We start from the raw sequence: 23,709 nt of genomic DNA, 5'->3' as shown, positions 1-23,709 counted from the left end.
ACGCCATCTTCGCGCCACATGCGCATCCGCCTCCCCATCGCCGCCCTGCTGGCGCTGTCTGCACCGGCCCACGCTGCCAAACCGGCAGCGCTAGCCAGCGACTCCGCGCTGCACGCCTATGTCATCGGCCGCTATGCCGAGCTGGATCGGCAGGTTGGCCTTGCCGCCCGGTTGATGGAGGAAGCCCGCGCTGCCGATCCGACCGCGGGCAATGTGAAGCGCCGCAGCTGGGAATTGGCGCTGGCCAACGGCGATCAGGCCCGCGCCTTCCAGCTGGCGCGCAGCCTGGCCGCCAGTGGCGCTGCCGATCCCGATGTGACGATCACGCGCATCGCGGAAGCCGTGATCCGCAAGGATTGGGCGCTGGCGGCGTCCCTGCGCCAGAAACTGGGCGGGCAAGGCTGGCCGATCGTGGCCGGGCCGGTGATCGATGCCTGGGCGGCGCAGGCGCGCGGCGATGCGGGTGCGGCGCTGAATCTGCTCGATCCGCAGCGCCATCAGGGTTTCCTGCGTGGCTATATTGCCGAACAGCGCGCGCATCTGCTGGCCAGCCTGGGCCGCTGGGATGAAGCGGCCACCGCCTATCGCCAGGCCCGATCCGGCGGTGGCCCGGCGCTGCTGTTCCTGCGCCAGGGCCAGGCCGATGCGCTGCTGATGGCCGGAAAGCGCGAAGAGGCGCTGGCCGTTCTGTTCCCGGCCGACAAGCCCACGGCGGTGGCGCGCGAACGTCTGCAGGCCGGCAAGCGCCTCGGCCCGCTGGCGGCCGAACCGCGGCAGGCACTGGCGTGGATGTCGGCGCGGCTGGCGGTCGATCTGGCGCGCGAACGGTCGGAACCAATGGCGCTGATGTTTGCGAGGCTGGCCAGTTTCATGGCGCCGGAAATGCCGATCAGCTGGCTGACTCTGGGTGACATGCTGGGCCGGGCCAATCAGCCGCAGCCAGCGTTGGCCGCGCTGGACAAGGTGCCGGCCGGGCTGGGGCTGGAAGAGGCGGTGCGCGCCCGCCGCGCCGAGGTGCTGGAAGGCGCCGGCCAGGCGGCTGCTGCCGGACAATTGCTGCAGCGCGCGGCGGATGCCCCCGGCGCATCATCGGATGATTGGGCCGGGCTGGCCGGCTGGCATCAACGCGGCGGGCGCTTTGCGCAGGCTGCCACGGCCTATGGCACCGCGCTGGATCGGTTCGGCAAGGCGATGGGCGCTTCGGCGTGGAACCTCCATTATCTGCGCGGCATGATGCGCGATCGGGCTGGGGACTGGCCGGGCGCGCAGGCGGATTTCCGCGCCGCGCTGGCGCTGTTCCCCGATGAACCGGGGGTGCTCAATTATCTGGGCTATGGCCTGCTGGAACGCGGCGGCGCGCCGGCCGAAGCGCGCGCCATGATCGAAAAGGCGGCGCAGTTGCGGCCCGGCGATGGCGGTATCATCGATTCACTGGGTTGGGTGCAGCTGCAGACCGGCGAAACCGAAAAGGCGGTGATCACGCTGGAACGCGCCGTCAGCCTGGAGCCGCAGGACCCGACCATCATCGGCCATCTGGGCGATGCGCTGTGGCAACAGGGCCGGCGCATCGAAGCGCGCTTCCGCTGGCGCGAGGCGCTGGCGCTGGATGCCCCGGCGGAAGACAAACGCAAGCTGCAGGCCCGGCTGGATTATGGCCTGGAGGCCGCGCCGGCGATGCTGGCCCTGAAATAGAGGCTTGCAGCCGCTCCCCGCCCGCGTCACAGCCGCCGCGCGATGATCATCGAACCCGCCCCGGCCAAGATCAACCTGGCGCTGCACCTGCGGCGACGGCGGCCGGATGGCTATCATGATCTGGAAAGCATCTTTGCCTTCACCGCCTTTGGCGACACGCTGCGCGGTGAAGCGGGGGAGGGGCTGAGCCTCACCCTGTCGGGCCCAACGGCGGCGGCGGCGGATGTGGGTGATGACAATCTGGTGCTGCGCGCCGGCCGGGCGCTGGCGGCAGCGGCGGGCATCGTGCCGAACGCGGCCCTGCATCTGGAAAAGCGGATTCCGGTGGCCGCCGGGCTGGGCGGTGGTTCGGCGGATGCGGCAGCGGCCTTGCGGCTGCTCAACCGGCTATGGGGGCTGGATTGGCCCCTTGAGCGGCTGGCGGCGCTGGCGGCGCCCCTGGGCGCTGATGTGCCGGTGTGCGTGTACAGCCGCACGCTGTTTGGCGCGGGCAAGGGGGAGGCGCTGTCGCACTGGCCGCATGATCCGGCGGGCACGCCCATATTGCTGGTCAATCCGCGTGTGGCCGTCGCCACCGGGCCGGTGTTCGCCGGCTGGGACCAGCAGGATCGCGGCCCGATCGATGCCGCGGTGCCGCTGACCGGGCTGCGCAACGACATGACTGCCGCTGCCATCGTGCTGCAGCCGGTGATTGCCGATGTGCTGTCGGCATTGGAGCGGGGCGGGGAGGCGAGCCTTGTTCGCATGAGCGGTTCCGGCGCGACCTGCCTGGCGCTCTATGCCGATGATGGTGCCCGGGATCGGGCAGCGGCAGCGCTGGCCACCAGCGGTTGGTGGCTCTGCCCCACGCATATCATCTGATTCGGTCGCCACAGTCCCGAGTCGCGCTCAGTTGAATGGAGTCGGACTCGGAAATTACCTTGAGTCGCGCTCGATTGCCGGGAGATTCTGGCCTGTGCAACGCCACAATATCCCTACGTTATTTATACAAACCATTGATAAATAGACGCTGCGGTGCGACAATCTGACTAGCGCTCAAAATAGCTGTTGACCAGCTTCTGAGCCTCACTTAGAAGGGGCTCAGTTGATTTGAGTAGCGCTCAGCCTTCGCTCAACCCTCCCCCCTCGGTCGGAGGCGGCGCCGCTCAGATCAGCCGGAATTTTTGACGTTTTGCCGGCCGCTGGCCGTAGAGGAGAAGACCCATGCTGAACCGTTTCATCGCTCTCGCCATCACCGCCGCTGCTGTTGCCGCCACCCCGGTTGCCGCTGCTGCCCCGGTCAGCTGCAAGGCCACCCCGGCCCAGATCCGCACCCTGGCCGAAGCCAAGGGCGGCGAAGACGCCACCAAGGCCCTGAAGCTGGTTTCGACCGGTGAAGCCCTGTGCGCCGCCGATGCCAAGTTCGAAGCTGGCAAGAAGTTCGCTGCCGCCGCCAAGCTGCTTGGCACCGAACTGGCTGCCCTGTCGGCCACTGCCGGTCAGTAATTTTCGATTTCATCCTCCCAAGGATGCCCCTTTGGGCCTGGTGGCGTGCCACCAGGCCCATTTTCTTGCCTCCAGTTGGGCCCGTTGGTTCTCCACCGGGCCTTTTTTCTGTCGCCCGCGCGGGCTATGCCGGCAAGGATGAGCCTGCCCGAAATCCTGCCCGGCACCGCCGATCTGCTGCTGATCGCTGATCATGCCTCGGCACAGGTGCCGCCCGGTATCGATCTCGGCATATCGCCCGCATTGCTCCATGATCATGTTGCCGTGGACATCGGCACCGATGCGCTCACCCGCCGTCTTGCCCGCGCGCTTTCGGCCCCCGCCATCATTGCCACGGTCTCGCGCCTGGTGGTCGATCTCAACCGCGATCCCGCCGATCTGGGCGCCGTTCCGGCCAGCAGCGATGGCCACCTGATCCCCGGCAACTGGAACCTGCCCGATGAAGAGCGTGCCTTGCGGGTGGAGGCCATCCACGCCCCCTATCACGCCGCCATTGCGGCCGAGATCGCCCGGGTGCGCCCAGCGCTGATCATCTCCGTCCACAGCTTCACGCCGCAACTCGCCACCCGGCCCGACGAACAGCGCCCCTGGCCAATCGGCATTCTCTACAACCAGGACGACCGCGCCGCCCGCCGCGGCCTCGTCGCCCTGGCGTCGCGCGGCCTCCATGTGGGGGACAACCAGCCCTATTCCGGCCGCGACCTCAACTACACCATGGATCGCCACGCCGAAGCAGCGCGTATTCCCTATCTCGGCGTCGAAGTCCGCAACGACGGGTTGCAGTCCAAGGGAGGCGTGGCCCGCTGGACGCATATATTGGCGGATTGCATCGCGATGGTGCGGCGGGGGTTGGTGTAAGGGAAGAAGCGGGGCCTCCTGCGGGCAGGGATTGAGTCCCTGCCCGCAGGAGGCATTTCTTCACTCCACCCTTGACCCATTGCCAGCACTGCGGCAGGGCAATTTTGTTATCGAATGAGGCCCTGAAATGACAAGATTCGACAAGTCCAAGCTGCCTAGTCGCCATGTTTCCGTGGGGCCGGAGCGGGCGCCGCATCGGTCCTATTACTACGCCATGGGGCTTTCCGAGGAGGAGATTGCGCGGCCGTTCGTGGGCATTGCCTCGGCGGGGAATGACTCGGCGCCGTGCAACACCACGCTGGATGCGCAGGCGGATGCGGCGCGGATTGGCGTGAACGAGGCGGGCGGGATGCCGCGGCGGTTCAACACCATCACGGTGACGGACGGGATTGCCATGGGCCACCAGGGCATGAAGGCTAGCCTGGTGAGCCGGGATTGCATTGCCGACAGCGTTGAACTTTCGATGCGCGGCCATTGTTATGACGCGCTGATCGGCTTTGCCGGGTGCGACAAGAGCCTGCCCGGCATGATGATGGCGATGCTGCGGCTGAACGTGCCCAGCATCTTCGTTTATGGCGGATCGATCCTGCCCGGCCGCTTTGAAGACAAGGACGTCACCGTGGTGGACGTGTTCGAGGCGGTGGGCGGCTTTGCGGCCGGCAACTGCCCGCTGGCGCGGCTGACGGCGCTGGAGAAGGTGGCCTGCCCCGGCCATGGCGCCTGTGGCGGGCAGTACACGGCCAACACCATGGCGTGCGTGGGGGAGGCGATTGGCCTGTCGCTGCCCAACAGCAACATGGCGCCGGCGCCCTATCAGAGCCGGGCAGACATCGCGGTTGCGGCCGGCAAGCAGATCATGACGCTGCTGGAGCGCAACATTCGCCCGCGCGACATCTGCACGCGTGAGGCGTTCGAGAATGCGGCGCGGATCGTGGCGGCCACCGGTGGTTCCACCAACGGCGCGCTGCATCTGCCGGCGATGGCCAACGAATGCGGCGTGAAGTTCGACCTGTTCGACATGGCCGAGATCTTCAAGACGACGCCCTACATCGCCGACCTCAAGCCCGGCGGCAAATATGTGGCGAAGGATATGTATGATGCGGGCGGCGTGTACATGGTGTTGAAGACCCTGTTCGACGCCGGTTTCATCCACGGCGATTGCCTGACGGTGACCGGCAAGACGCTGGCCGAGAATATCGACGAGATCAGCTGGAACCCGAACCAGAAAGTGATTTACGAGGTGTCCAACCCGATCACCCCCACCGGGGGCGTGGTCGGCCTGAAGGGCAGCCTCGCTCCCGATGGCGCCATCGTGAAGGTGGCCGGCATGAAGACGCTGCAATTCCGCGGCCCGGCGCGCGTGTTTGACAGCGAGGAAGCCTGTTTTGCCGTGGTGGAGCAGCGCGGGATCGAACCGGGCTGCGTGATCGTGATCCGCTATGAAGGGCCCAAGGGCGGCCCGGGCATGCGCGAGATGCTGTCCACCACCGCGGCGCTTTATGGCCAGGGCATGGGCGAGCAGGTGGCGTTGATCACCGACGGGCGATTCTCGGGTGCAACGCGTGGGTTCTGCATCGGCCACGTCGGGCCGGAAGCGGCGGAAGGCGGGCCGATCGGGTTGATCGAGGATGGCGACATGATTGCCATCGATGCGGAAGCCGGCACCATCGAGCTGGAAGTGGACCCGGCGGTTTTGGACGCCCGCCGTGCCAAATGGGTGCCGCGTGCCACCGATTATCAATCAGGCGCGATCTGGAAGTTCGCGCAGACCGTGGGCCCGGCGCGGCTGGGGGCGGTGACGCATCCCGGCGCCAGGGCCGAAACGCACGTGTTTGCCGATATTTGAGCTGTCCCCTCTCCCGCAACCGCAGGCGACGCGCAGCGTCAACGGGAGAGGGGCTTACAGCGTGAAGCGCTTGCGGATACGGTCCACCGGCGTGCCGTCCTTGAGCGGTACGGCCGTCACGATTTCGTGATCGACGAAGCCCATGCGGCTGTAGAAAGTGAGCCCGCCAATATTGTCACCGCGGATGGTGGCATTGATGGCGGTGAGGCCGAGTTCGCGGGCACGAGCTGTCGTGGCGGCAAACAGCGCGGTGCCGACGCCGCCTTGCGTCCCATTCACCCGGGTGAAGGTAGCAATGTCGCCGATATGCGCGGGCAGGAATGGCTGCGTGCCCAGTGTCTGGAAACCGAGCAACGGGCCGCCCTGTTCGGCAACGAAGCAGCAATGGACGCTGGGACCGGTGAGATAGGACTGGTCCAGCCGTTCCGCAGTGAACGGCGTTTCAAACGCGGTGGTGCCGCCGCGCGCGATGATTTCGTTGAGCAAATCGGCCAGTTCGGCGGCATCCTGGGCGCACACCGGGCGGATGGTGGGAGATACGGTCATCACCGGCCTTGTGCCCAGCCTTGCGCTTTGTGACAAGGCGCGCATGTTCATCATCGATTCTGGGCTGCCGATCGTCACGTCTGCCACCATGCGCGGTGCCGAAGCGGCGGCGATTGCCGCGGGCACGCCGGCGCTCACGCTGATGGAACGAGCCGCCATCGGTGCCGCGCGGGCCATCCTGGCCTTTGCACCGGCCCGGCGGGCGACGGTGCTGTGCGGGCCGGGCAACAATGGTGGCGATGGTTATGGCATTGCCGCGGCGCTGGCCGAGGCTGGCGTGGCGGTGACGGTGGCGGCCGATGCGCCGCCCATCGGCGAGCCGGCGGCCACCATGGCAAAGCGCTGGACGGGCAAGACGGTTTCGCTTGCCGAGGCGCCGGCGGCGCCGCTGATTGTCGATGCCCTGTTCGGCCTCGGCCTCAGCCGGCCCTTGCCCGACAGCGCGCAGGCGGCGCTGGACCGGTTGCAGGGGCAGGGCCGGGTGGTTGCCATCGATATCGTTTCCGGGCTGGAGGCTGACAGTGGGCGCGCGCTGGGCCGGGTACTGCCGGCGGAACTGACCATCACCTTCGGCGCCGCCAAGCCGGGGCATATTCTGGGCGAGGGCGCGTTCGTGTCGGGCCGGCTGGCGGTGGTGGATATCGGCATCGCCATCGTTACGCCGCTGGCCTTCACCGCGCGGCCGCGATTGGCGGGGCCGGTGCGCGACACCCACAAATATGCCCGTGGCTGGGTGATGGTGGTGGAGGGCACGCCGGGCCATGGCGGCGCGTCCGGGCTGGCCGGGCTGGCCGCTCTGCGCAGCGGTGCCGGGCTGGTAACGCTGGCCGGCGAGGGCGGCCAAATGCCGGCGCTGGCCCTGATGCGCCGCAATGATGACGAAGCCGCAGCGCTGCTGACGGACAAGCGCCTGGGCGCGGTGGTGATTGGCCCGGGCATGGAAGCCGATGCCCGCGCGCGCGGTTGGCTGAAGCGGTTGAGCTGGGCCGGAAAATCGCTGGTGATCGATGCCGGCGCGCTGCGCCTGCTGCCGCGCGGGCCGATCGGCGCGCCCGCCGTGCTCACCCCGCACGAAGGGGAATTTGCCCAGTTGTTTGGCCCGGTTGGCGATGATCGGCTGGCCGCGGTGCAGGCGGCAGCGCAAAGCTGCGCTGCGGTCGTGCTGTTGAAGGGGGCGGCCACCATCATCGCGGCACCCGATGGCCGAGCGGCGATCAACGCCCATGCCAGCCCCTATCTGGCCACCGCCGGGTCGGGCGACGTGCTGGCCGGCATGATCGCGGCGCTGATCGCGCAGGGGCTGCCGCTGTTCGAAGCGGCGCAGGCAGCCGCCTGGCTGCATGGCGAGGCCGGATTGCGGCTGGGGCCGGGCGGCATTGCCGATGATCTGGTCAACAGCTTGCCGGCCGTGCTGGGATCATTGTGAGCGGCGTTGCCAGTTCTTGGCGCCCCATCGTGCGGCTGGCGGCGCGCGGGGATGGCATCAGCGATGATGGCCGCTTCGTGCCGCTGGCCGCGGTGGGCGACACGGTGGATTTCAGCCAGACGCCACCACTGATCCACCCTGGCCCGCATCATGCCGCGCCGGCCTGCGCCCATTATCCCGATTGTGGTGGCTGCCAGATGCAGCACATGGACGATGCGGCGTATCGGGATTTCGTGATTGATCGTCTGGGCCGCGTGGTGGCCTTGCCGGCGGATGTGCGCTCCATCGCCCTGTCCCCGCCGCGCAGCCGGCGCCGTGCCAGCCTGAAGGCTCTGAAGCGCGGCGGCAAGTTGCAACTGGGCTTTCACAGCGAAGGCACGCACGCGCTGGTGGATATCGCCGATTGCCCGGTGCTGGCCCCGGAACTGATGGCGCTGCTGGCGCCGCTGCGCGGGTTGCTGAAGGCACGGCTGAAGGATGGGCAGGGAGCGGGCGTTGCGCTGACCCTGGCGGACGAGGGCGTGGACGCGCTGCTCGCCAATGTGTCGGCCGACGGGCTGGCGGCGATCGAGTCGTTGAGTGATTTTGCCCATGCACATGATCTTGCCCGCCTATCGGTGGAAGAGCCGGGCGGAATCGACACGCTGGTGGAGCGGCGGCAACCGACGCTCAGCATGGGCGGTGTCGGCGTGCCGCTGCCGGTGGCGCCGTTCCTGCAGGCCACGCGTGAAGGCGAGGCAGCATTGGTGGCGGCGGTGTGCGAGGCGGTGGGCAATGCCGCCCGTGTGGCCGATCTGTTCTGCGGATTGGGCACATTTGCGCTGCCGCTGTCGCGACAGGCGCAGGTGCTGGCGGTGGATGCAGCCGGACCAGCGGTGATGGCGCTGGGCGTGGCAGCGCGGCGCGCTGGCCGCAAGGTTGACGTGCAGCACCGCGATCTGTTCCGGCGGCCACTTGAAGGCAAGGAATTGGCGGGTCTGCAGGCGGTGGTGTTTGATCCGCCGCGCGCCGGGGCAGAGCTTCAGGCGAAGGCGCTGGCAGCAAGCCATGTGCCGGTTGTGGTCGCCGTCTCCTGCAATCCCAACACATTCGGGCGGGATGCGAAGATATTGATGGAAGGCGGCTATCACCTCACGACCCTGTGGCCAGTGGCGCAGTTTCGCTGGTCGTCCCATGTCGAACTGGTGGCGCGCTTCGAACGGGGGTAAACTTGCGGGCAGGGGAGGATTTGCCATGCCGCAGGATGAGCGCGTGAGCGCCTATATTGAAGCCGCCCAGCCGTTTGCCCAGCCGATCCTGAACCAGGTGCGCGCCGCCGTGCACGCTGCCCTGCCAGATGCTGCGGAAACCATGAAATGGTCGATGCCGTTCTTCACGCTGAATGGCCGCGATGTCGCGATGATGGCGGCATTCAAGGCCCACGCCGGGGTGGGGATTTTCGACGGCGGCGCCATGGGCGGTGGCGAGGCCATGGGCAATTGCGGCAAGCTGGCCAGCGTTGATGATCTGCCAGCCGACTTGGCGGCGCGCTTGCAGGCGGCGGCCGTGCTGGCGGCGCAGGGCAAGCCGATGCGCGCCGCCGCGCCGCGGCCGGCAAGGGCAGATATCGCCATGCCCGACGATCTGGCGGCGGCGCTGGCCGCACATTCGGCGGCCGAGGCGCAGTTCGCGGCCTTCCCGCCCGGCGCGCGGCGCGAGTATCTTGAGTGGGTGACCAGTGCCAAGCAGCCGGCCACCCGCGCCAGGCGCATCGAGACGACTGTGGCCCAAGCGGCCGAGGGCAAGCGCCTCAACTGGAAATATGAGAAGTGCTGATCAGGCGCTGGCGATACTGAGCGCCAGCAGGACCAGCCCCACCAGGCAGAGCGACGCCAGCGCAAACACGCCGAAGCGCACGACGACCCGGTTGGAGAGGATCTGGACCAGGCTGTGGACGATCCGCAGGCCGGCATAGCCCCAGGCCAGGTTCACCGCCAGGCTGCCGCCTTCGCCCATCACGGCCAGCGCCAGCGCAGTGGCATAGAAGATGGTCGGCTGTTCCATCAGGTGGTTGTAATTGTCTGCCACCCAGCTGGCGCGATGCTCGCCAGCGGCGACGAGATCATCGCGCAGGCTCTTGCCGGTGGAGCCGACCATCTTGGTGCCATCGATGCCGGCGCGGCTCATGGCGGGCAGGCGGGTCGCATACATCCACAGCCAGACGATCATCGTCCAGCCGGCCAGCACCAGCATCGGCAGCAGGATTGCCTTGTTCATGAAAAAACCCTCCCTGTTTGGAGGCTGGGAGGGTTCTTTGGTTTGGCGGGCTTTGTCAAATGGGGAGGGCGTTACCTCTCACCCCGCTCGCCGTTGGCGAGTCGACCCTCTCCCGCAAGGGGAGAGGGGATGATTACGCGAACAGCTTGCCCCACGCGCGCTTGGCGCGGGCCTTCCAGTGGCCACGGTGATAGGCGTCGCTGGCCAGCAGTGGCATCACGCTGCCGGCTTCGGCGAACACCATCTGTTCGATGCCGGTGTTGACCTTGCCCCATGAGGCCGCTTCCTGCAGCGTCGAGGACGAGCAGGCGCCATCGCGCACATCGGCCACGGTGATCTGCACGGCATATTTGTGCACTTCCACATCGTGGTGGCCGAGGATTTCGGCGCACACCACCGTATCCTGGATGAAGTTCTTCGGCACGCCGCCGCCGATCATGAGAAGCCCGGTGGTGCCGGCCTTGATCTTGATGTCGGTCAGTTCGCGGAAATCGGCGATGGCATCGAGCATCATGTAGGGCTGGCCGGCCTTGGCGCGATCCACCTGGTGCTTGACGAGGCCGAAACCGGCGCTGCTGTCGACGAAGGCCGGGCAGAAGATCGGCACGTCATGCTCATAGGCGAGCTTGACCAGGCTGTTCTCCTTCTTGCCATGCTCGGCCAGATACTTGCCCATCTCGCGGATGAAGGCGCGACTGGAATAGCCGCGCGGTTCCAGCGTGTTGGCGATCTCGTAGATGGTGTGATCGCAATCCTGCAGGGCTTCTTCGTCGATATAGGTATCGTAGATGCGATCAATCAGCAGCGAGCGCAGCGTGTCGTCATCCGGCACTTCGAGTGCCTGATAATGTTTGTGGCCAAGGCCTTCGAAGAAATCCATGTCGACGATGCTGGCGCCAGTCGCGACGATGCCATCGACCATGTTGTTGCGCACCAGATCGGCATAGAGGTCCATGCAACCGCCGGCGCTGGTTGAGCCGGCGATAACCAGGAAGATGGTGCAATCGGGATCGGCCAGCATCTGGTTGTAGATGGCGGTGGCGCGGGCCAGATCGCGGCTGGTGAAGCTCATCTTGGCCATGCCGTCGATGATCGGGCGGGCGTCGAAGCTCTTGATGTCGATATGTTCGACAAGCGTTGACAGCAGCTCGGCCTTGCGCTGGCGCTCGGCGGGGGTGAGCTCGGTAACGACATGGTTCAATGTATCGGTCATGGATTGCTCCCGTGTTCAGACGATGGCCCGGCGCGTGCGCGCCGCCCGCGGCCGGGGGAGTCCGGCGCCGAGCGGGGAAAGCGGCCCCCGCCGGTGAAAGCGGGAGCCTGAAGACTTACTTTGTGCGCAGCTGGATAATCTTGTCCGGCGACTCTTCCGTGACAGCATAGAGCGTGTCCATCGGTTCATCGGTCACGATCACCGTTTCGCCGGCCGTGAAGCCGTTGAAGCCGGTGCGCATGGCGGCACCATAGGCGCCGAGCATGCCGATCTCGATATAGTCACCGGCCGCAATATCGGCAGGCAGGGCGAACGGCCCGCGCATGTAATCCATGTCGTCGCAGGTCGGGCCCCAGAAGCTGAACTCCATGTCGCGCGTGCGGCTGGGCGTGGAACGCACCTGGCGCACCGGGAAACGCCAATCGATGTGCGCGGCATCGAACAGGGCACCATAGGCACCATCGTTGATGTAGAGCACATCGCCCTTGCGGGCTTCGACGCGGACCAACACCGAGCTGTATTCGGCGCACAGCGCGCGGCCCGGCTCGCACCACAGCTCGGCCGAATAGGAAATCGGCAAAGCTTCAAACGCGCGGTGGATCACCTCGAAATAGGCTTCGAGCCGGCCCGGCTCCATACCCGGATAGATGGACGGGAAGCCGCCGCCGACATCGACGATGTCAACGGTGACGCCGGCCGCGACGATCGCGGCACGCACCTGCGCCATGGCATCGCCATAGGCCTGCGGGCTCATCGCCTGGCTGCCGACATGGAAGCAGATGCCCAGCGCATCGGCAACCTGGCGGGCGGCCATCAGCACGGGCGCGGCTTCGTCGGCATGCACGCCGAACTTCGACGCGAGGGACAGTTTGGAGTGCGAAGAGGAAACGCGCAACCGCACGCACAGCGTGAGGTCCGTCGCGGCCACACCGTCCTTCGAGGTGGCGGCCACGATCTTTTCCAGCTCGTCGATGCTGTCCAGGCTAAACACCCGCACGCCATGCTGGTGATAAGCCTCGGCAATCGCTTCCGGCGGCTTGATCGGGTGCATGAAGCACAGGGTGGCGTTGGGCGCGACCTCGCGGACCAGGCGCACCTCGGCGATGGAGGCGACGTCATAATGCGTTAGCCCCGCATCCCACAGGGTGCGGATCAGATCGGGCGAGGGGTTCGCCTTGACGGCATACATCGACGTGCCCGGAAACTTCGAAAGGAAGAATCGGGCCGCGCGACGGGCGGCTTCAGGGCGAACAAGGGTAACGGGCTGCGTTGGACGCAGGAGCCGCGCTACCGACAGCGCATCATGGTGCTTGAGCAACTCAAGGGACCTCCGGGTGGGCAAAGCATGTCGCAGCTGCGCGCTTGAAAGGAAGGTCCCCGAGGGTTCCATCCGGTCGATCGCCGGCATTGACACCAAAGCTGCCTTGCGGTGGAAGTCCCATGGGGCAGCGGCGCGCTTGTTATGGTCTCTGCCCGTCTGTGTAAAGAAGAAAATTGTTACAGTGGAAAAGCTGATTTTGCTTTGGCCTTTCAAGGGCTTGTGCAAGGGTTTGCGAGACCGGTTTTTGAAGCTCGAAAAGGTATTTTTTCAATGACTTCCCCCGTCGTGCATGCCGATGTTGTCGCAGCTGCCGAACGCCTTGGTCACTGGCCGGTAAAGACGCCGCTGGTGAACAGCCCGGCGCTGGATGCGCTTTGCGGTGGCCGCATCTGGTTCAAGGCCGAGAATCTGCAGCACACCGGCAGTTTCAAGTTTCGAGGCGCCATGAACCGGCTGCTGGCGATTCCGCCCGAAGGCCGACGCGGCGGGGTGGTGGCCTATTCATCGGGCAATCACGCGCAAGGTGTGGCACGGGCGGCCAGGCTGCTGGGCATGCCGGCGGTGATCGTGATGCCCAGTGATGCGCCGAAACTGAAGGTGGAGCGCACGCGCGCCGACGGGGCCGAGGTGATCTTCTATGACCGGCTGACCGAAGCCCGCGAAACAATTGCCGCCAGGCTGGCCGAAGCGCGCGGTGCGCTGATCGTGCCGCCGTTTGCCGATCCGCTGATCATCGCGGGCCAGGGCACGGCCGGACTGGAAGCCGTGCAGCAGCTGGCGGCCAAGGGCGAGACGGCAGACCTGGTGCTGACCTGCTGCGGCGGCGGCGGGCTTTCGGGCGGCTTCGCGGCGGGCAGCCAGTTGCCCATCGTGGTGGTTGAGCCGCAAGGTTATGACGACGTGTGCCGCAGCCTGGCGGCAGGGCGGATCCTGCCGGTGGAAAACCCCGGCCCCACCCGCTGCGACGCGCTGCAGACGCTGGTGATGGCACAGATCACGTTCGAAACGCTCCGCCACCACGGTGCCACCGGCGTATCGGTGAGCGAAGCCGAGGTGGCGCGCGCCGTGGCCTTTGCCTTTCGTGAACTGAAACTGGTGGTGGAGCCAGGTGGCAGTGTCACGCTGGCGGCGCTGCTGGCCGGCAAGGTGGATGTGAAGGGCAAGACGGTGATCGCCACACTGTCGGGCGGCAACATCGATGCCGACGTGCTGGTGTCGTGCCTGAAGGAGGCTGGGGCGCTCTAAGCGACCAAACGGCGATACAGGTGCCAGGTGGCGTGGCCGAGCACCGGCAGCACCACCAGCAGGCCCAGGAACGCCGGCAGCATGGCGATGAACAGGGCCGCCGCGATCAGTACCGCCCAGCCCAGCAAGACCACGCCATTCTGGCGCATTGCTGACAGGCTGGCGATGATCGCCGTCATGAAATCGACGTCGCGATCAACCAGCATCGGCAGGCTGACGACGGTGACGGCATAGAAGCCCAGCGCCAGCAATGCGCCCACCGCGCTGCCGAAGGCGAGCATCACAAGGCCGGTGCCGGTGAGGAGGAAGGCAAGGCTGTCGGTGCCGCTGCCGGACTGGAAGATGGCAAAGATGGCGTGGGCGATCATCAGCCAGAAACCGAAGGCGACGAAGATGATGACGCCCATCGAGAGAATCTGATCATCACCCCGGCCCCTGAGCGCGCTGAGGACCCCGCCCCAGCGCAGCGGCTGAAGTGTTTCGCGGCAACGGCTCACCTCATAGAGGCCAACGGCGCAGAACGGCGCCAGCAGCGGAAAACCGGCGGCGGCCGGCACCAGCCACGCCACGGCACTTTGCGTAGCCAAGGCCCAGGCCAGTGCCAGCCCGGCGGCCACATAGATGCCGGCAAAGAACAGGCCGAACTGCGGCGCAGCGCGATAGTCGGCCCAGCCGGCAGCCAGAGCGGCTTTCAGGTCGCCCCAGTCGAGGTGACGGCTGACATGCACCGAGAGTGTGCCCGGCGGCTTGCGGCTGCCTTTGTCGATAATGTCCATGGACTGCCCTCCCCATTGGCTGTCGCGGTCGGGCCATGCTGCTCCAGCGCGAAGGGGTCGGCAATTAGGGTAAGGACCGTAAGGCCGCCGGCCCTAGAAATCGGGAGCAGCTTGCGCATCCACCGGCGTCTCGAACGCAATGAACAGCGTGCAGGGCGTCTTGCTCAGGCAGCGGCCCTTGTGCGGCATACCAGCCGGGCCAAAGGCATAATTGCCCGGATCGAGCCGCGCGGCCGGATTGCCCTTGTACTGGACCTCAAGCTGGCCACTCACCAGCGTGATGCGTTCGGCCGATGTATGCAGGTGGGGCGGCAGCACATATCCCGGCCCGATGCGCAGGAGGACATCGGCATTGGGCTGGCCCGGGTTGCCGTGCAGCACGGCAATGGTGCAGGCGCCCGGAAATACTGGGGGGCAGGGGCCCCACGCCAGCGCCGGATCGTCGGCGCGGATGGTCAAGGGCTTTTCGGCCGGCTGGGCAAGCGAAAGTGTTGACAGCAGGGCGGAGCCCATTGCCAGAGCAATAACCAGCAATTTCATGAATATTTCCCCCGCTTGCAGGTGCTGCAAGACAAGACAGGCCTAAGGGAAACGCATGAGCCGCGCAAAGAAAAATTGGCCTAGATATCAGCGAACGATGTGAATGGTTTGACCGATATTTCTGCAATATTCAGGCTGCAGGCGTCATTCTACGCCCGGTCGGGCGAAGCGGTGTCCGGTCGGTATTTCGCGCACATCGGCCGGCTCTTCGCCGAACCACCGGGCAACCTCGGCTTGGGCGGCGCCATCAAGGTGCAGGCCCAGCTTGGTGCGCCGCCACAGCACGTCTGCGCTGGATTTTGCCCATTCATTGGCCTTGAAATAGTCAAGCTCGGCCTCGAACACGCCGCCGAGGTTGCGGCCCAACCCGCCCGCCAGCATATCGGCCGCCGGCGCACCGATGGTCATCGCCAGCCGCTTGACCAGCTTTGGATCATAATTGGCCTCGCGCGCCTGCAACTGTTCCAGCCAGCGTTTGAAGGCGGCCTGGCCGTGTTCGCCCCCCCGTCCATTGCCGCCGCGATCGATGGCGCCGCCGGGCAGGGGGGCGCTGCCGGTCCAGCTTTTCGATTTGGGTGCGATCCGGGCCATCACGTCTTCGGCGAGCACGCGATAGGTGGTGATCTTGCCGCCAACGATGGTCATCGCATCCAGCCCCGGATGTTCGACCAGCCGATAATCGCGGGTCGTCTCCTTGTCGCCCTTGCCGCTTTCGAGGATCAACGGGCGCACGCCGACAAAGCGGTGCATCACGTCGTCCGGCGTCAGTGGCCGGGCGAGATAGCGGTTCGCGGCGGACAGCAGATACTCCACCTCCGCATCGCTCACCCTGGCATCTTCGGGCCGCTGCACATCGCCTTCCGTGGTGCCGATCAGCGAATAATCATGTTCATAGGGGATGATGAAGATGATGCGGCCATCGGGCTGTTGCAGCATGAAGGCATCGCGGCCCAGATGCACCCGGCGGGTGACGATGTGGCTGCCCTGCACCAGCCGCAGCGGCGGCGCGTCGTTCAGGCCCATCACCCGGCGGGCGACATCCTCCGCCCACGGCCCGGCGGCGTTGATCAGGCGGTGGGCGGCGATGCTGCGGCCATCGGCAAGGCTGAGCTGCCACAAGCCATCCACCCGTTCCGCCCGCGCAACGGGCATGCGCGGCAGCACGGTGGCACCGTGGGCGGCGGCGTCTTTCAGATTTTCGACCACCAGCCGGGCATCGTCCACCCAGCCATCCCAATAGCGAAAGGCGGTGCGATAGCGCGTATCGAGCGCACGGCCGGCACGTTCGGCGCGCAGATCGATGCGCGCCGAACCCGGCACCACTTCGCGCCGGGCAAGATGATCATAAAGGAAGGTGCCCAGCCGCAGCATCCACACCGGGCGCATCCCTTGCGCATGCGGCAACACGAATGGCTGCGGCCAGGTGATGTGCGGCGCGATATCGAGCAGTACTTCGCGTTCGGCCAGCGCCTTTCGCACCAGGCCAAAGGCATAATATTCCAGATATCTGAGGCCGCCGTGGATCAGCTTGGTCGAGGCTGACGAGGTCGCGCCGCCGACATCACTGGCATCAAGGATCGCCACGGAAAGCCCGCGCCCGGCCGCATCGCGGGCAATGCCGGCGCCGTTGATGCCGGCGCCAATGATGGCAAGATCGAAAGGCTGGGAGGGGAGATTCACAAGAGCTTCCCTAACGGCCTTTGCCGCCATAGAAAAGGCGACATGACGAACCAACAGACTCCTGGCCAGCTCATCCTCGTGCTCGATGCCGGCACCACCTCCACCCGGGCGATTGCCTTCACTTGCCAAGGCGAGATCGTTGCCAGCGCCGGGCGCCCGATGACCCAGCATTACCCTGCCAGCGGCTGGGTGGAGCATGACCCGGCCGAGATTCGCGATCTGTCGCAGGCCTGCCTTGAAGAAGTGGCCGCCGCGGTGGGTGCGGAACGCATTGCTGCGATCGGTATCACCAACCAGCGGGAAACCATCTGTTTCTGGGATCGCAGCACCGGCGAGCCGCTGGCCCGTGCCATCGTCTGGCAGGACAGGCGGACCGCCGATTATTGCGCCGGGCTGAAGGCCGCCGATCCGGGCCTGGAAGCCAAGGTGCAGGCCAGGACCGGGCTGCTGCTCGATCCCTATTTTTCCGGCACGAAGTTCCGCTGGGCGCTGGATAACTGGCCGATGGTGGCGGATGCGGCGCGGGATGGCCGGCTGGCGGTGGGCACGGTCGAAAGCTGGCTGATCTGGAACCTGTCGGGCGGTACGACCCACGTGACCGACGCCACCAACGCCAGCCGCACGCTGCTGATGGATCTGGCGACATGCGCATGGGACGATGAACTGATCGCCATGCTGGGCGTGCCCAAGGCGGCGCTGCCCGCCATCGTCGATTGCGCCGGGCCGCTGGCAGAAACGACCTTGCTGGGCCGCACGATCCCGATCACGGGTGCAGCCGGCGATCAGCAGGCGGCCGCCATCGGGCAGGCTTGCCTGTCGGCCGGCATGCTGAAGGCGACTTATGGCACTGGCTGCTTCCTGCTTGCCCATGCAGGGGCGGAGCCGCCGGTCTCCACCAATCGCCTGCTCGCCACCGTGGCGTGGCGGCTGGACGGCAAACCGGCCTATGCCCTTGAAGGCGCGATTTTCGTGGCGGGTTCGGCCGTGCAATGGCTGCGTGACGGGCTGGGGATCATTGCCACCAGCGCCGAAAGCGAGGCGCTGGCGCAGAGCGTGCCGGACAATGGCGGCGTCAGCTTCGTGCCGGCGCTGGCCGGGCTGGGCGCGCCCTATTGGAATCCGGATGCGCGCGGCGTGATCTGCGGGCTTTCGGGTGGTACCACGCGGGCCCACGTGGTGCGCGCCGCGCTGGAAGCGCAAGGGCAGCAGACCGCCGATCTGGTGGATGCACTCGCCGCCGATGGCGTGCCGGCGGCCATGCTGCGGGTGGATGGCGGCATGGTGGCCAACAACTGGCTGTGCCAGGATCTGGCCGACAGTCTGGGCGTGGTGGTGGAACGGCCGCGCGTGATCGAAACCACCGCGATGGGCGCGGCGATGCTGGCGGGTGTCGGCGCTGGCCTGTTTGCCGATCTGGGGGGCGCTGCCGATGCCATGGCCGCGGCAGATGTGCGCTTTCACCCGGCCACCGATGGCGCCACGCGCAGTGCGCGCCGGGCACAATGGCAGGCCGCCATCGCCAAGGTGCTGGCTTGAGCCCCATCACCGGGCTGGCGCTGGCGGCGGCGCTGGCGCTGGTGCTGGGCGGGTTGTGGTTGCTTCGGCAGCCGGGCGGCAACCGCACCAAGGCCATATTGATGATGGTGGCCGGCGCAGTGGTCGCCTTCAACGCCTGGGTCGTTTCGCTGCCGGTGCCCGCCTGACACGCCTGCGACAATCAACGGTTTGCGCTTTGCCGTTCATGCCATAGTCTGCCGCTCACATTCTGGGGAGGATGATGATGAAGCGTTTGGCAGTGAAGGGCATTGGGGCAGCGATGCTGCTTTCAGGATCGATGCTGGCGGCGGGCCTGGCCGTGTCGGGCGGGCCGGGAACCGGCGTGCGCGGCGTTGATGCGCAGCGGCTGATGAATGCCCGCAGCGAACCGGGCAACTGGATGACTCACGGCGGCACCTATGCCGAACAGCGCTTTGCCGATCTCACCCAGATCAATGCCGATAACGTGGGCCAGCTGGGCCTGGCCTGGTATGCCGATCTGCCCACCAACCGCGGCCAGGAAGCCACGCCGATCGTGGTGGATGGCACCATGTACACCACCACATCATGGTCGAACGTGATGGCGCTGGATGCCGTCACCGGCAAGGTGAAGTGGCTTTATGATCCCAAGGTCGACAAGGCGCGCGGGCATAGTGCGTGTTGCGATGTCGTCAATCGCGGCGTCGCGGTGTGGGGCGGTCTGGTGTATGTCGCTGCGCTCGATGGCCGGCTGATCGCGCTGGATGCGGGCACTGGCAAGGTGAAATGGTCCACGCAAACCTTCACTGATACGGCCAAGCCCTACACCATCACCGGTGCGCCGCGCGTGATGAAGGGGCTGGTGGTGATCGGCAATGGCGGCGGCGAACTGGGCGTGCGCGGTTATGTGACCGCCTATGACGCGATGACCGGCAAGAAGAAATGGCGCTTCTTCACGGTGCCGGGCAACCCGGCAGACGGCCCCGATGGCGAAGCGTCGGACAGCGTGATGGCCGGCAAGGTCGCGCCCACATGGTCGGGCGAATATTGGAAGGGCGGCGGCGGCGGCACGGCCTGGGATGCCATCGTCTATGATCAGGAACTGGATCAGCTCTATATCGGGGTTGGCAACGGCAGCCCATGGAATCACATGATCCGTTCCGACGGCAAGGGCGACAATCTCTTCCTGTCGTCGGTGCTGGCGCTGAAGCCGGACACTGGTGAATATCTCTGGCACTACCAGGGCACGCCGGCCGAGACCTGGGATTATACCGCCACCCAGCCGATCATGCTTTCGACGCTGATGATCGACGGCAAACCGCGAAAGGTGCTGATGCAGGCGCCCAAGAACGGCTTTTTCTATGTGATCGACCGTGCCAATGGGCAGCTGATTTCGGCCAAGGGTTTTGCCACGCAGACGTGGACGACCGGCGTCGACATGAAGACCGGCCGCCCGATCGAAGTGCCGGAAGCGCGTTATCGCAAGGCCGGTTCGCTGGTGATGCCGTCGCCGCTGGGCGCGCACAACTGGCACCCGATGAGCTACAGCCCGCGCACTGGTTTGGTCTATCTGCCGGCGCAGGAAATTCCGCAATTCTACCAGGCGCAGGACGGTTTTGAACATCGTGAAGGCGCCTGGAACCTGGGCATCAACACCGACGCCGGTTCGGTTCCGGATGATCGGGCGCAGTTCAAGGCGCTCAAGGCGGCATTGAAGGGCCGGCTGATTGCGTGGGATCCCGTGGCGCAGAAGCCGGCGTGGGAAATCACCTATGATGGCCCCTGGAATGGCGGCACGCTGGCAACGGCGGGCAATCTGGTGTTCCAGGGCAATGGCGCTGGCGATTTCCAGGCGTTCAACGCCAGCACTGGCACCAAGCTGTGGAACTTCAAGGCGCAGACCGGCATCGTTGCGCCACCGGTCAGCTATACCGTGAATGGCCAGCAATATGTGGCGATCATGGTCGGCTATGGCGGGGCCTTCCCGTTGACCGCGGCCTTTGACGATCCGCGCGATGCCCGCAATGGCCGGTTGCTGGTGTTCAAGCTGGGCGGCAAGGCGGCTCTGCCCAAGGCAACCGAGCCAGTGTTTGCGGCGGCCAATCCGCCCAAGGATATGTTCACGCCGGCGCAAGTGACCGAAGGCGCGAAGATCTACAGCGCAAACTGCGCCTGGTGTCATGGTCCCGATGCTCATGCGTCGGGCATCGTGCCCGATCTGCGCCGCTCTGGCGTGTTGACCGATGCCGAAGCGTGGAAGGCCATCGTCCATGATGGGGCGCTGAAGGCCAACGGCATGATCGCCTTCAGCCGTTGGTACACGCCGGCCCAACTCGAATCGGTCCGCGCCTATGTTGGCAGCCAAGCCAAGAAGCTGCAGGCGCTGGAAGCCGCTGGCGGCAAATAAGGTGATAAGGGGCCAGCGTGGCGCTGGCCCCCTATTTCTTGCGGCTCAATTCCCGCATGCCGCGATCCAGCCCTTCCAGGGTGAGCGGATACATGCGGTCGTGCATGATTTCCTTGATCATGCGGATCGACTGGCCGTTTTCCCAATGTTTCTCCGGGATCGGATTCAGCCAGATCGATGAATGATAGACGTCGGTCATCCGGCGCAGCCAAGCCTCGCCGGGTTCCTCGTTCCAATGTTCGGTGCTGCCGCCGGCATAGGTGATCTCATACGGGCTCATCGAGGCGTCACCAACGAACACCAATTTGTAATCATGCGGAAATTTGTGGAGGATCTCCATCATCGGCGTCCGCTCGGTCCAGCGGCGCTTGTTGTCTTTCCACACCGCCTCATAGGGGCAATTGTGGAAATAGAAGAATTCCATGTGCTTGAATTCGGACTTGGCGGCCGAGAACAATTCCTCGCACAGCTTGATATGCGGATCCATCGAACCGCCAATATCCAGCATCAACAGCAGTTTCACCGCATTGTGCCGTTCCGGGCGCATGACGATATCGAGCCAGCCCTGCTTGGCGGTGCCGCGGATGGTGGAATCAAGGTCGAGCTCGTCGGCGGCGCCTTCGCGGGCGAAGCGGCGCAGACGGCGCAGGGCGACCTTGATGTTGCGGGTGCCCAGTTCAACGGTTGAATCGAGATTCTTGAATTCGCGCTTGTCCCACACCTTTACGGCGCTCTGCTTGCGTCCGTCCTTCTGGCCGATGCGCACGCCTTCGGGGTTGTCCCCTTGCGCGCCGAAGGGGGATTTGCCCGCCGTGCCGATCCACTTGTTGCCGCCCTCGTGGCGCTTCTTCTGTTCCTCCAGCCGCTTCTGGAGCGTCTCCATCAGCTTGTCCCAGCCCATCTTCTCCAGTTCGGCGCGCTCTTCCTCGGTCAGGTTCATTTCGGCGAGCGCGCGCAGCCAGTCTTCCGGGATTTCAGTTTCAGATTCCAGTGTTGGTTCTATCCCCTTGAACACCTTGGCGAACACCTGATCGAACCGATCGAGCAGGCCTTCGTCCTTCACATAGGTGGCGCGCGCCAGATAATAGAAATCGATGATTGAATAATCGATCACGTCGCCCTTCAGCGCCTCCAGCATCATCAGATGCTCCTTCATGGAGGCCGGGATTTTCGCGGCGCGCAATTCTTCGAGAAAGGTGAGGAACATCGGGCAGGGCCTTGGGCTTGAGTGTGGCGACTGTTGCCGGGGCGGCGTGCAAGCGCAATGCGGAATTTTGCCAGCCGCGCAGTGCCCACTCAGCCGCTGGACGCCTCGAACCGCGCCAGTTGGTCGGCATGAGCAGTCCGAAACGCCGGGCGCGCTTCGGCCCGGGCGACATAGGCCGCCAGCACCGGATAGTCGCCCATCAGCAGGGCCGCCGCTGGCCGGCGCAGAACGCAGACCATCATGATGTCGCCGGCGCTGAAGTCGCCTTCCAGCCAGTCCCTGCCCAGCAGCCACGCCGCCAGATCATCCAGCCGTTGCCGCAGCCGGGCTTCCAGCAGCGGCAGCCGCTCGGCGGTCCACTGCTTGTCGCCCTCCAGCAAGACGGCCACTTCGCGTTCAACGATCACCGGTTCGAGCGTGCTCGCCGCCGAAAACATCCAGGCGATGGTGCGGGCACGGCCGGCCGGATCGGTGGGCAGCAGGCCGTGGGTTTCGGCGATATGCAACACGATGGCGCCGGATTCGAACAGGGTCAGACTGTCGGTTTCATAGGTCGGGATCTGCCCGAACGGTTGTCGCGTCTTGTGTTCTTGCGTCTTGAGTTCAGCGAACGAAAGCGGGCGCAACGCATGGGGCTGCCCCACCTCTGCCAGCGCCCAGCGCACCGCCATGTCCCGCGCCAACCCGCGCCCGCGATCGGGGGAGGCGGCGAAGACGCTGACGATAGGCGTCATCCGCGCAGCGCCTTCAGCGTGCGATTGGGTGGGATCACCGTGTCGATGCGGCCGCCGGGGTAGAAGGCGCGGATGGGGGCCTGTTCGGGCAGGGCGGCGAGGGCTTCGGCGAGGGCGGTCACGTCCCAATGGCCATCGCCGGTGGCCAGCCAGTCGGCGCTCCACGGTTGGTACAGCGCCACATCCGGGCCTTCGACGCCAAAGATGCGGCCGGTAAAGCGGTTGAGCGGGCTGGCGAGATAGACGACCAGCGGCGAGACATGATCGGGCAGGTGCCGGTCGAAACCTTCGGATCTAGGCATCAGTTCATCGACGGTCGGGCTGGCCATCACCATGCGGGTGCGGGCGGCCGGCGCGATGGCGTTGGCGCGCACGCCAAGGTGCGCCAGTTCCTGCGCCGCCACCACGGTGAGCGCGGCAATGCCGGCCTTGGCGGCACAATAGGGCCCGCCGTTCACCATCGGGTGCACACCCACCGGTGACGTGGTGTTGACGATGGCGCGCCCTTCCTTGCGGCCTTCGTGCGCCCAGAACTTGGCGGCGTGGTGGCACACCGCAGTGGTGCCTTTCAGGTGCACCCCGGTTTCAAGGTCATAATCGGCTTCGGTCAGGTCGATCAGGCTGGCCGGGCGATTGATCCCGGCATTGTTGACGATGATATCCAGCCCGCCGAACGCGGCCACGGCATCGGCGATGATCGATTCTGCGCCGGCCCAATCGGCGACGCTGGCACGATTGGCCACTGCGCGCCCGCCTGCCGCGATGATTTCGGCCACCACATCGTCTGCCGCGCCCCCCTGTTTTTGATCAGGGGAGCCCCCTGTCACTGTGCCACCCAGATCGTTCACCACCACCGCCGCACCGTGGGCGGCGAGTGCCAAGGCGTGGCAACGGCCCAATCCGCGGCCGCCGCCTGTCACAATCGCGACCTTGCCGGATAGAAGTGCCATGGCTGAAATCCC

Annotated in this window: 22 protein-coding genes; 12 read left to right on the top strand and 10 right to left on the bottom strand. The window is 65.9% G+C overall.

Features of this window, described 5'->3' with window-relative positions:
* The first annotated feature begins 18 nt into the window (after positions 1-18).
* The 5 genes from D619_RS0110220 (at position 19) to ilvD (ending at position 5,881) form a co-directional block, all read left to right on the top strand.
* Complete coding sequence (locus tag D619_RS0110220; RefSeq protein WP_017668493.1) at positions 19-1,692, top strand: tetratricopeptide repeat protein; 1,674 nt, start codon at positions 19-21, stop codon at positions 1,690-1,692.
* Between the two features lie 42 nt (positions 1,693-1,734).
* Positions 1,735-2,553, top strand: a complete 819-nt coding sequence (locus D619_RS0110215; RefSeq protein ID WP_017668492.1) for a 4-(cytidine 5'-diphospho)-2-C-methyl-D-erythritol kinase — start codon at positions 1,735-1,737, stop codon at positions 2,551-2,553.
* A 342-nt stretch (positions 2,554-2,895) separates the two neighbouring features.
* Complete coding sequence (locus D619_RS0110210) at positions 2,896-3,177, top strand: hypothetical protein (protein ID WP_017668491.1); 282 nt, start codon at positions 2,896-2,898, stop codon at positions 3,175-3,177.
* Between the two features lie 138 nt (positions 3,178-3,315).
* A complete protein-coding gene (locus D619_RS0110205; protein ID WP_017668490.1) occupies positions 3,316-4,035 on the top strand; it encodes an N-formylglutamate amidohydrolase in 720 nt (239 codons plus the stop codon).
* Positions 4,036-4,162: 127 nt separating this feature from the next.
* The gene (gene ilvD / locus D619_RS0110200) at positions 4,163-5,881 is read left to right on the top strand and encodes a dihydroxy-acid dehydratase (RefSeq protein ID WP_026090931.1); all 1,719 of its coding nucleotides are present in this window, start codon (positions 4,163-4,165) and stop codon (positions 5,879-5,881) included.
* Positions 5,882-5,935: 54 nt separating this feature from the next.
* Here ilvD and D619_RS0110195 read toward each other — a convergent pair whose 3' ends face one another.
* The gene (locus tag D619_RS0110195; protein ID WP_017668488.1) at positions 5,936-6,427 is read right to left on the bottom strand and encodes a GNAT family N-acetyltransferase; all 492 of its coding nucleotides are present in this window, start codon (positions 6,425-6,427) and stop codon (positions 5,936-5,938) included.
* 43 nt (positions 6,428-6,470) lie between these two features.
* Here D619_RS0110195 and D619_RS0110190 point away from each other — a divergent pair, with 43 nt between their 5' ends.
* From D619_RS0110190 to D619_RS0110180, 3 genes are read left to right on the top strand one after another with little or no spacing between them, the layout of a single operon-like run.
* Complete coding sequence (locus D619_RS0110190; protein WP_017668487.1) at positions 6,471-7,853, top strand: bifunctional ADP-dependent NAD(P)H-hydrate dehydratase/NAD(P)H-hydrate epimerase; 1,383 nt, start codon at positions 6,471-6,473, stop codon at positions 7,851-7,853.
* The gene (locus tag D619_RS0110185; protein ID WP_017668486.1) at positions 7,850-9,061 is read left to right on the top strand and encodes a class I SAM-dependent RNA methyltransferase; all 1,212 of its coding nucleotides are present in this window, start codon (positions 7,850-7,852) and stop codon (positions 9,059-9,061) included. Before D619_RS0110190 ends, D619_RS0110185 begins: the two co-directional genes overlap by 4 nt.
* A 43-nt stretch (positions 9,062-9,104) precedes the next feature.
* Positions 9,105-9,668: a YdeI/OmpD-associated family protein gene (locus tag D619_RS0110180; RefSeq protein ID WP_243442634.1), complete on the top strand. Its 564-nt coding sequence runs from the start codon at positions 9,105-9,107 to the stop codon at positions 9,666-9,668.
* Here D619_RS0110180 and D619_RS0110175 read toward each other — a convergent pair whose 3' ends face one another.
* The 3 genes from D619_RS0110175 to D619_RS0110165 all read right to left on the bottom strand — a co-directional run bounded on the left by D619_RS0110175 (position 9,669) and on the right by D619_RS0110165 (position 12,640).
* Positions 9,669-10,109 (bottom strand): MAPEG family protein, encoded by a 441-nt coding sequence (locus tag D619_RS0110175; protein ID WP_017668484.1) that lies wholly within the window; start codon positions 10,107-10,109, stop codon positions 9,669-9,671. It abuts the gene before it with no gap.
* Between the two features lie 133 nt (positions 10,110-10,242).
* Entirely contained in the window at positions 10,243-11,322 is a 1,080-nt protein-coding gene (locus D619_RS0110170) for a deoxyhypusine synthase (protein WP_017668483.1), read from the bottom strand.
* A gap of 115 nt (positions 11,323-11,437) precedes the next feature.
* Positions 11,438-12,640 (bottom strand): type III PLP-dependent enzyme, encoded by a 1,203-nt coding sequence (locus tag D619_RS0110165; RefSeq protein WP_026090930.1) that lies wholly within the window; start codon positions 12,638-12,640, stop codon positions 11,438-11,440.
* Between the two features lie 273 nt (positions 12,641-12,913).
* Here D619_RS0110165 and D619_RS0110160 point away from each other — a divergent pair, with 273 nt between their 5' ends.
* Positions 12,914-13,888, top strand: coding sequence for a threonine/serine dehydratase (locus D619_RS0110160; protein WP_033373395.1), 975 nt, complete (start codon positions 12,914-12,916; stop codon positions 13,886-13,888).
* Here the strand turns inward: D619_RS0110160 and D619_RS0110155 are convergent.
* The 3 genes from D619_RS0110155 to glpD form a co-directional block, all read right to left on the bottom strand.
* Positions 13,885-14,664 (bottom strand): DUF2189 domain-containing protein, encoded by a 780-nt coding sequence (locus tag D619_RS0110155; protein WP_017668480.1) that lies wholly within the window; start codon positions 14,662-14,664, stop codon positions 13,885-13,887. The two genes, D619_RS0110160 and D619_RS0110155, sit on opposite strands and share 4 nt — an antisense overlap.
* A gap of 93 nt (positions 14,665-14,757) precedes the next feature.
* Positions 14,758-15,204: a cupin domain-containing protein gene (locus D619_RS0110150; protein WP_020480458.1), complete on the bottom strand. Its 447-nt coding sequence runs from the start codon at positions 15,202-15,204 to the stop codon at positions 14,758-14,760.
* Between the two features lie 144 nt (positions 15,205-15,348).
* Entirely contained in the window at positions 15,349-16,884 is a 1,536-nt protein-coding gene (gene glpD / locus D619_RS16350; RefSeq protein WP_017668478.1) for a glycerol-3-phosphate dehydrogenase, read from the bottom strand.
* 42 nt (positions 16,885-16,926) lie between these two features.
* On the opposite strand from glpD, the gene glpK reads away from it, so the two are divergent.
* From glpK to D619_RS0110130, 3 genes are all read left to right on the top strand, one after another.
* A complete protein-coding gene (gene glpK, locus D619_RS0110140; protein WP_017668477.1) occupies positions 16,927-18,420 on the top strand; it encodes a glycerol kinase GlpK in 1,494 nt (497 codons plus the stop codon).
* On the top strand, positions 18,417-18,587 hold the full coding sequence (locus tag D619_RS18115) for a hypothetical protein (RefSeq protein WP_017668476.1): 171 nt from the start codon (positions 18,417-18,419) through the stop codon (positions 18,585-18,587). The genes glpK and D619_RS18115 overlap by 4 nt, the downstream gene beginning before the upstream one ends.
* A 77-nt stretch (positions 18,588-18,664) precedes the next feature.
* Positions 18,665-20,806 carry a PQQ-dependent dehydrogenase, methanol/ethanol family gene (locus D619_RS0110130; protein ID WP_152417408.1) on the top strand — a complete coding sequence of 714 codons (2,142 nt, stop codon included), beginning with the start codon at positions 18,665-18,667 and terminating at the stop codon, positions 20,804-20,806.
* A gap of 31 nt (positions 20,807-20,837) precedes the next feature.
* Here the strand turns inward: D619_RS0110130 and D619_RS0110125 are convergent, their stop codons facing one another.
* The 3 genes from D619_RS0110125 to D619_RS16345 all read right to left on the bottom strand — a co-directional run bounded on the left by D619_RS0110125 (position 20,838) and on the right by D619_RS16345 (position 23,697).
* Positions 20,838-22,013: a VWA domain-containing protein gene (locus tag D619_RS0110125; protein WP_017668474.1), complete on the bottom strand. Its 1,176-nt coding sequence runs from the start codon at positions 22,011-22,013 to the stop codon at positions 20,838-20,840.
* Positions 22,014-22,102: 89 nt separating this feature from the next.
* Positions 22,103-22,747 (bottom strand): glutathione S-transferase family protein, encoded by a 645-nt coding sequence (locus D619_RS0110120; RefSeq protein ID WP_026090929.1) that lies wholly within the window; start codon positions 22,745-22,747, stop codon positions 22,103-22,105.
* Entirely contained in the window at positions 22,744-23,697 is a 954-nt protein-coding gene (locus D619_RS16345; RefSeq protein ID WP_017668472.1) for an SDR family NAD(P)-dependent oxidoreductase, read from the bottom strand. The genes D619_RS0110120 and D619_RS16345 overlap by 4 nt, the downstream gene beginning before the upstream one ends.
* Positions 23,698-23,709: the final 12 nt, after the last annotated feature.

Origin of the sequence: Sandarakinorhabdus sp. AAP62 (assembly GCF_000331225.1) — a bacterium.
Lineage (GTDB): Bacteria > Pseudomonadota > Alphaproteobacteria > Sphingomonadales > Sphingomonadaceae > Sandarakinorhabdus.
Note: the sequence above shows the minus strand (reverse complement) of the source record. Positions and strands in the feature narration are given on the sequence as shown.

What these genes read in the sequence shown, in the direction of transcription:
- D619_RS0110220 (WP_017668493.1), top strand. Translation starts at nt 19, where the DNA reads ATGCGCATCCGCCTCCCCATCGCCGCCCTGCTGGCGCTGTCTGCACCG.
- D619_RS0110215 (WP_017668492.1), top strand. Translation starts at nt 1,735, where the DNA reads ATGATCATCGAACCCGCCCCGGCCAAGATCAACCTGGCGCTGCACCTG.
- D619_RS0110210 (WP_017668491.1), top strand. Translation starts at nt 2,896, where the DNA reads ATGCTGAACCGTTTCATCGCTCTCGCCATCACCGCCGCTGCTGTTGCC.
- D619_RS0110205 (WP_017668490.1), top strand. Translation starts at nt 3,316, where the DNA reads ATGAGCCTGCCCGAAATCCTGCCCGGCACCGCCGATCTGCTGCTGATC.
- ilvD (WP_026090931.1), top strand. Translation starts at nt 4,163, where the DNA reads ATGACAAGATTCGACAAGTCCAAGCTGCCTAGTCGCCATGTTTCCGTG.
- D619_RS0110195 (WP_017668488.1), bottom strand. Translation starts at nt 6,427, where the DNA reads ATGACCGTATCTCCCACCATCCGCCCGGTGTGCGCCCAGGATGCCGCC.
- D619_RS0110190 (WP_017668487.1), top strand. Translation starts at nt 6,471, where the DNA reads ATGTTCATCATCGATTCTGGGCTGCCGATCGTCACGTCTGCCACCATG.
- D619_RS0110175 (WP_017668484.1), bottom strand. Translation starts at nt 10,109, where the DNA reads ATGAACAAGGCAATCCTGCTGCCGATGCTGGTGCTGGCCGGCTGGACG.
- D619_RS0110170 (WP_017668483.1), bottom strand. Translation starts at nt 11,322, where the DNA reads ATGACCGATACATTGAACCATGTCGTTACCGAGCTCACCCCCGCCGAG.
- D619_RS0110160 (WP_033373395.1), top strand. Translation starts at nt 12,914, where the DNA reads ATGACTTCCCCCGTCGTGCATGCCGATGTTGTCGCAGCTGCCGAACGC.
- D619_RS0110155 (WP_017668480.1), bottom strand. Translation starts at nt 14,664, where the DNA reads ATGGACATTATCGACAAAGGCAGCCGCAAGCCGCCGGGCACACTCTCG.
- D619_RS0110150 (WP_020480458.1), bottom strand. Translation starts at nt 15,204, where the DNA reads ATGAAATTGCTGGTTATTGCTCTGGCAATGGGCTCCGCCCTGCTGTCA.
- glpK (WP_017668477.1), top strand. Translation starts at nt 16,927, where the DNA reads ATGACGAACCAACAGACTCCTGGCCAGCTCATCCTCGTGCTCGATGCC.
- D619_RS0110130 (WP_152417408.1), top strand. Translation starts at nt 18,665, where the DNA reads ATGAAGCGTTTGGCAGTGAAGGGCATTGGGGCAGCGATGCTGCTTTCA.
- D619_RS0110125 (WP_017668474.1), bottom strand. Translation starts at nt 22,013, where the DNA reads ATGTTCCTCACCTTTCTCGAAGAATTGCGCGCCGCGAAAATCCCGGCC.
- D619_RS0110120 (WP_026090929.1), bottom strand. Translation starts at nt 22,747, where the DNA reads ATGACGCCTATCGTCAGCGTCTTCGCCGCCTCCCCCGATCGCGGGCGC.
- D619_RS16345 (WP_017668472.1), bottom strand. Translation starts at nt 23,697, where the DNA reads ATGGCACTTCTATCCGGCAAGGTCGCGATTGTGACAGGCGGCGGCCGC.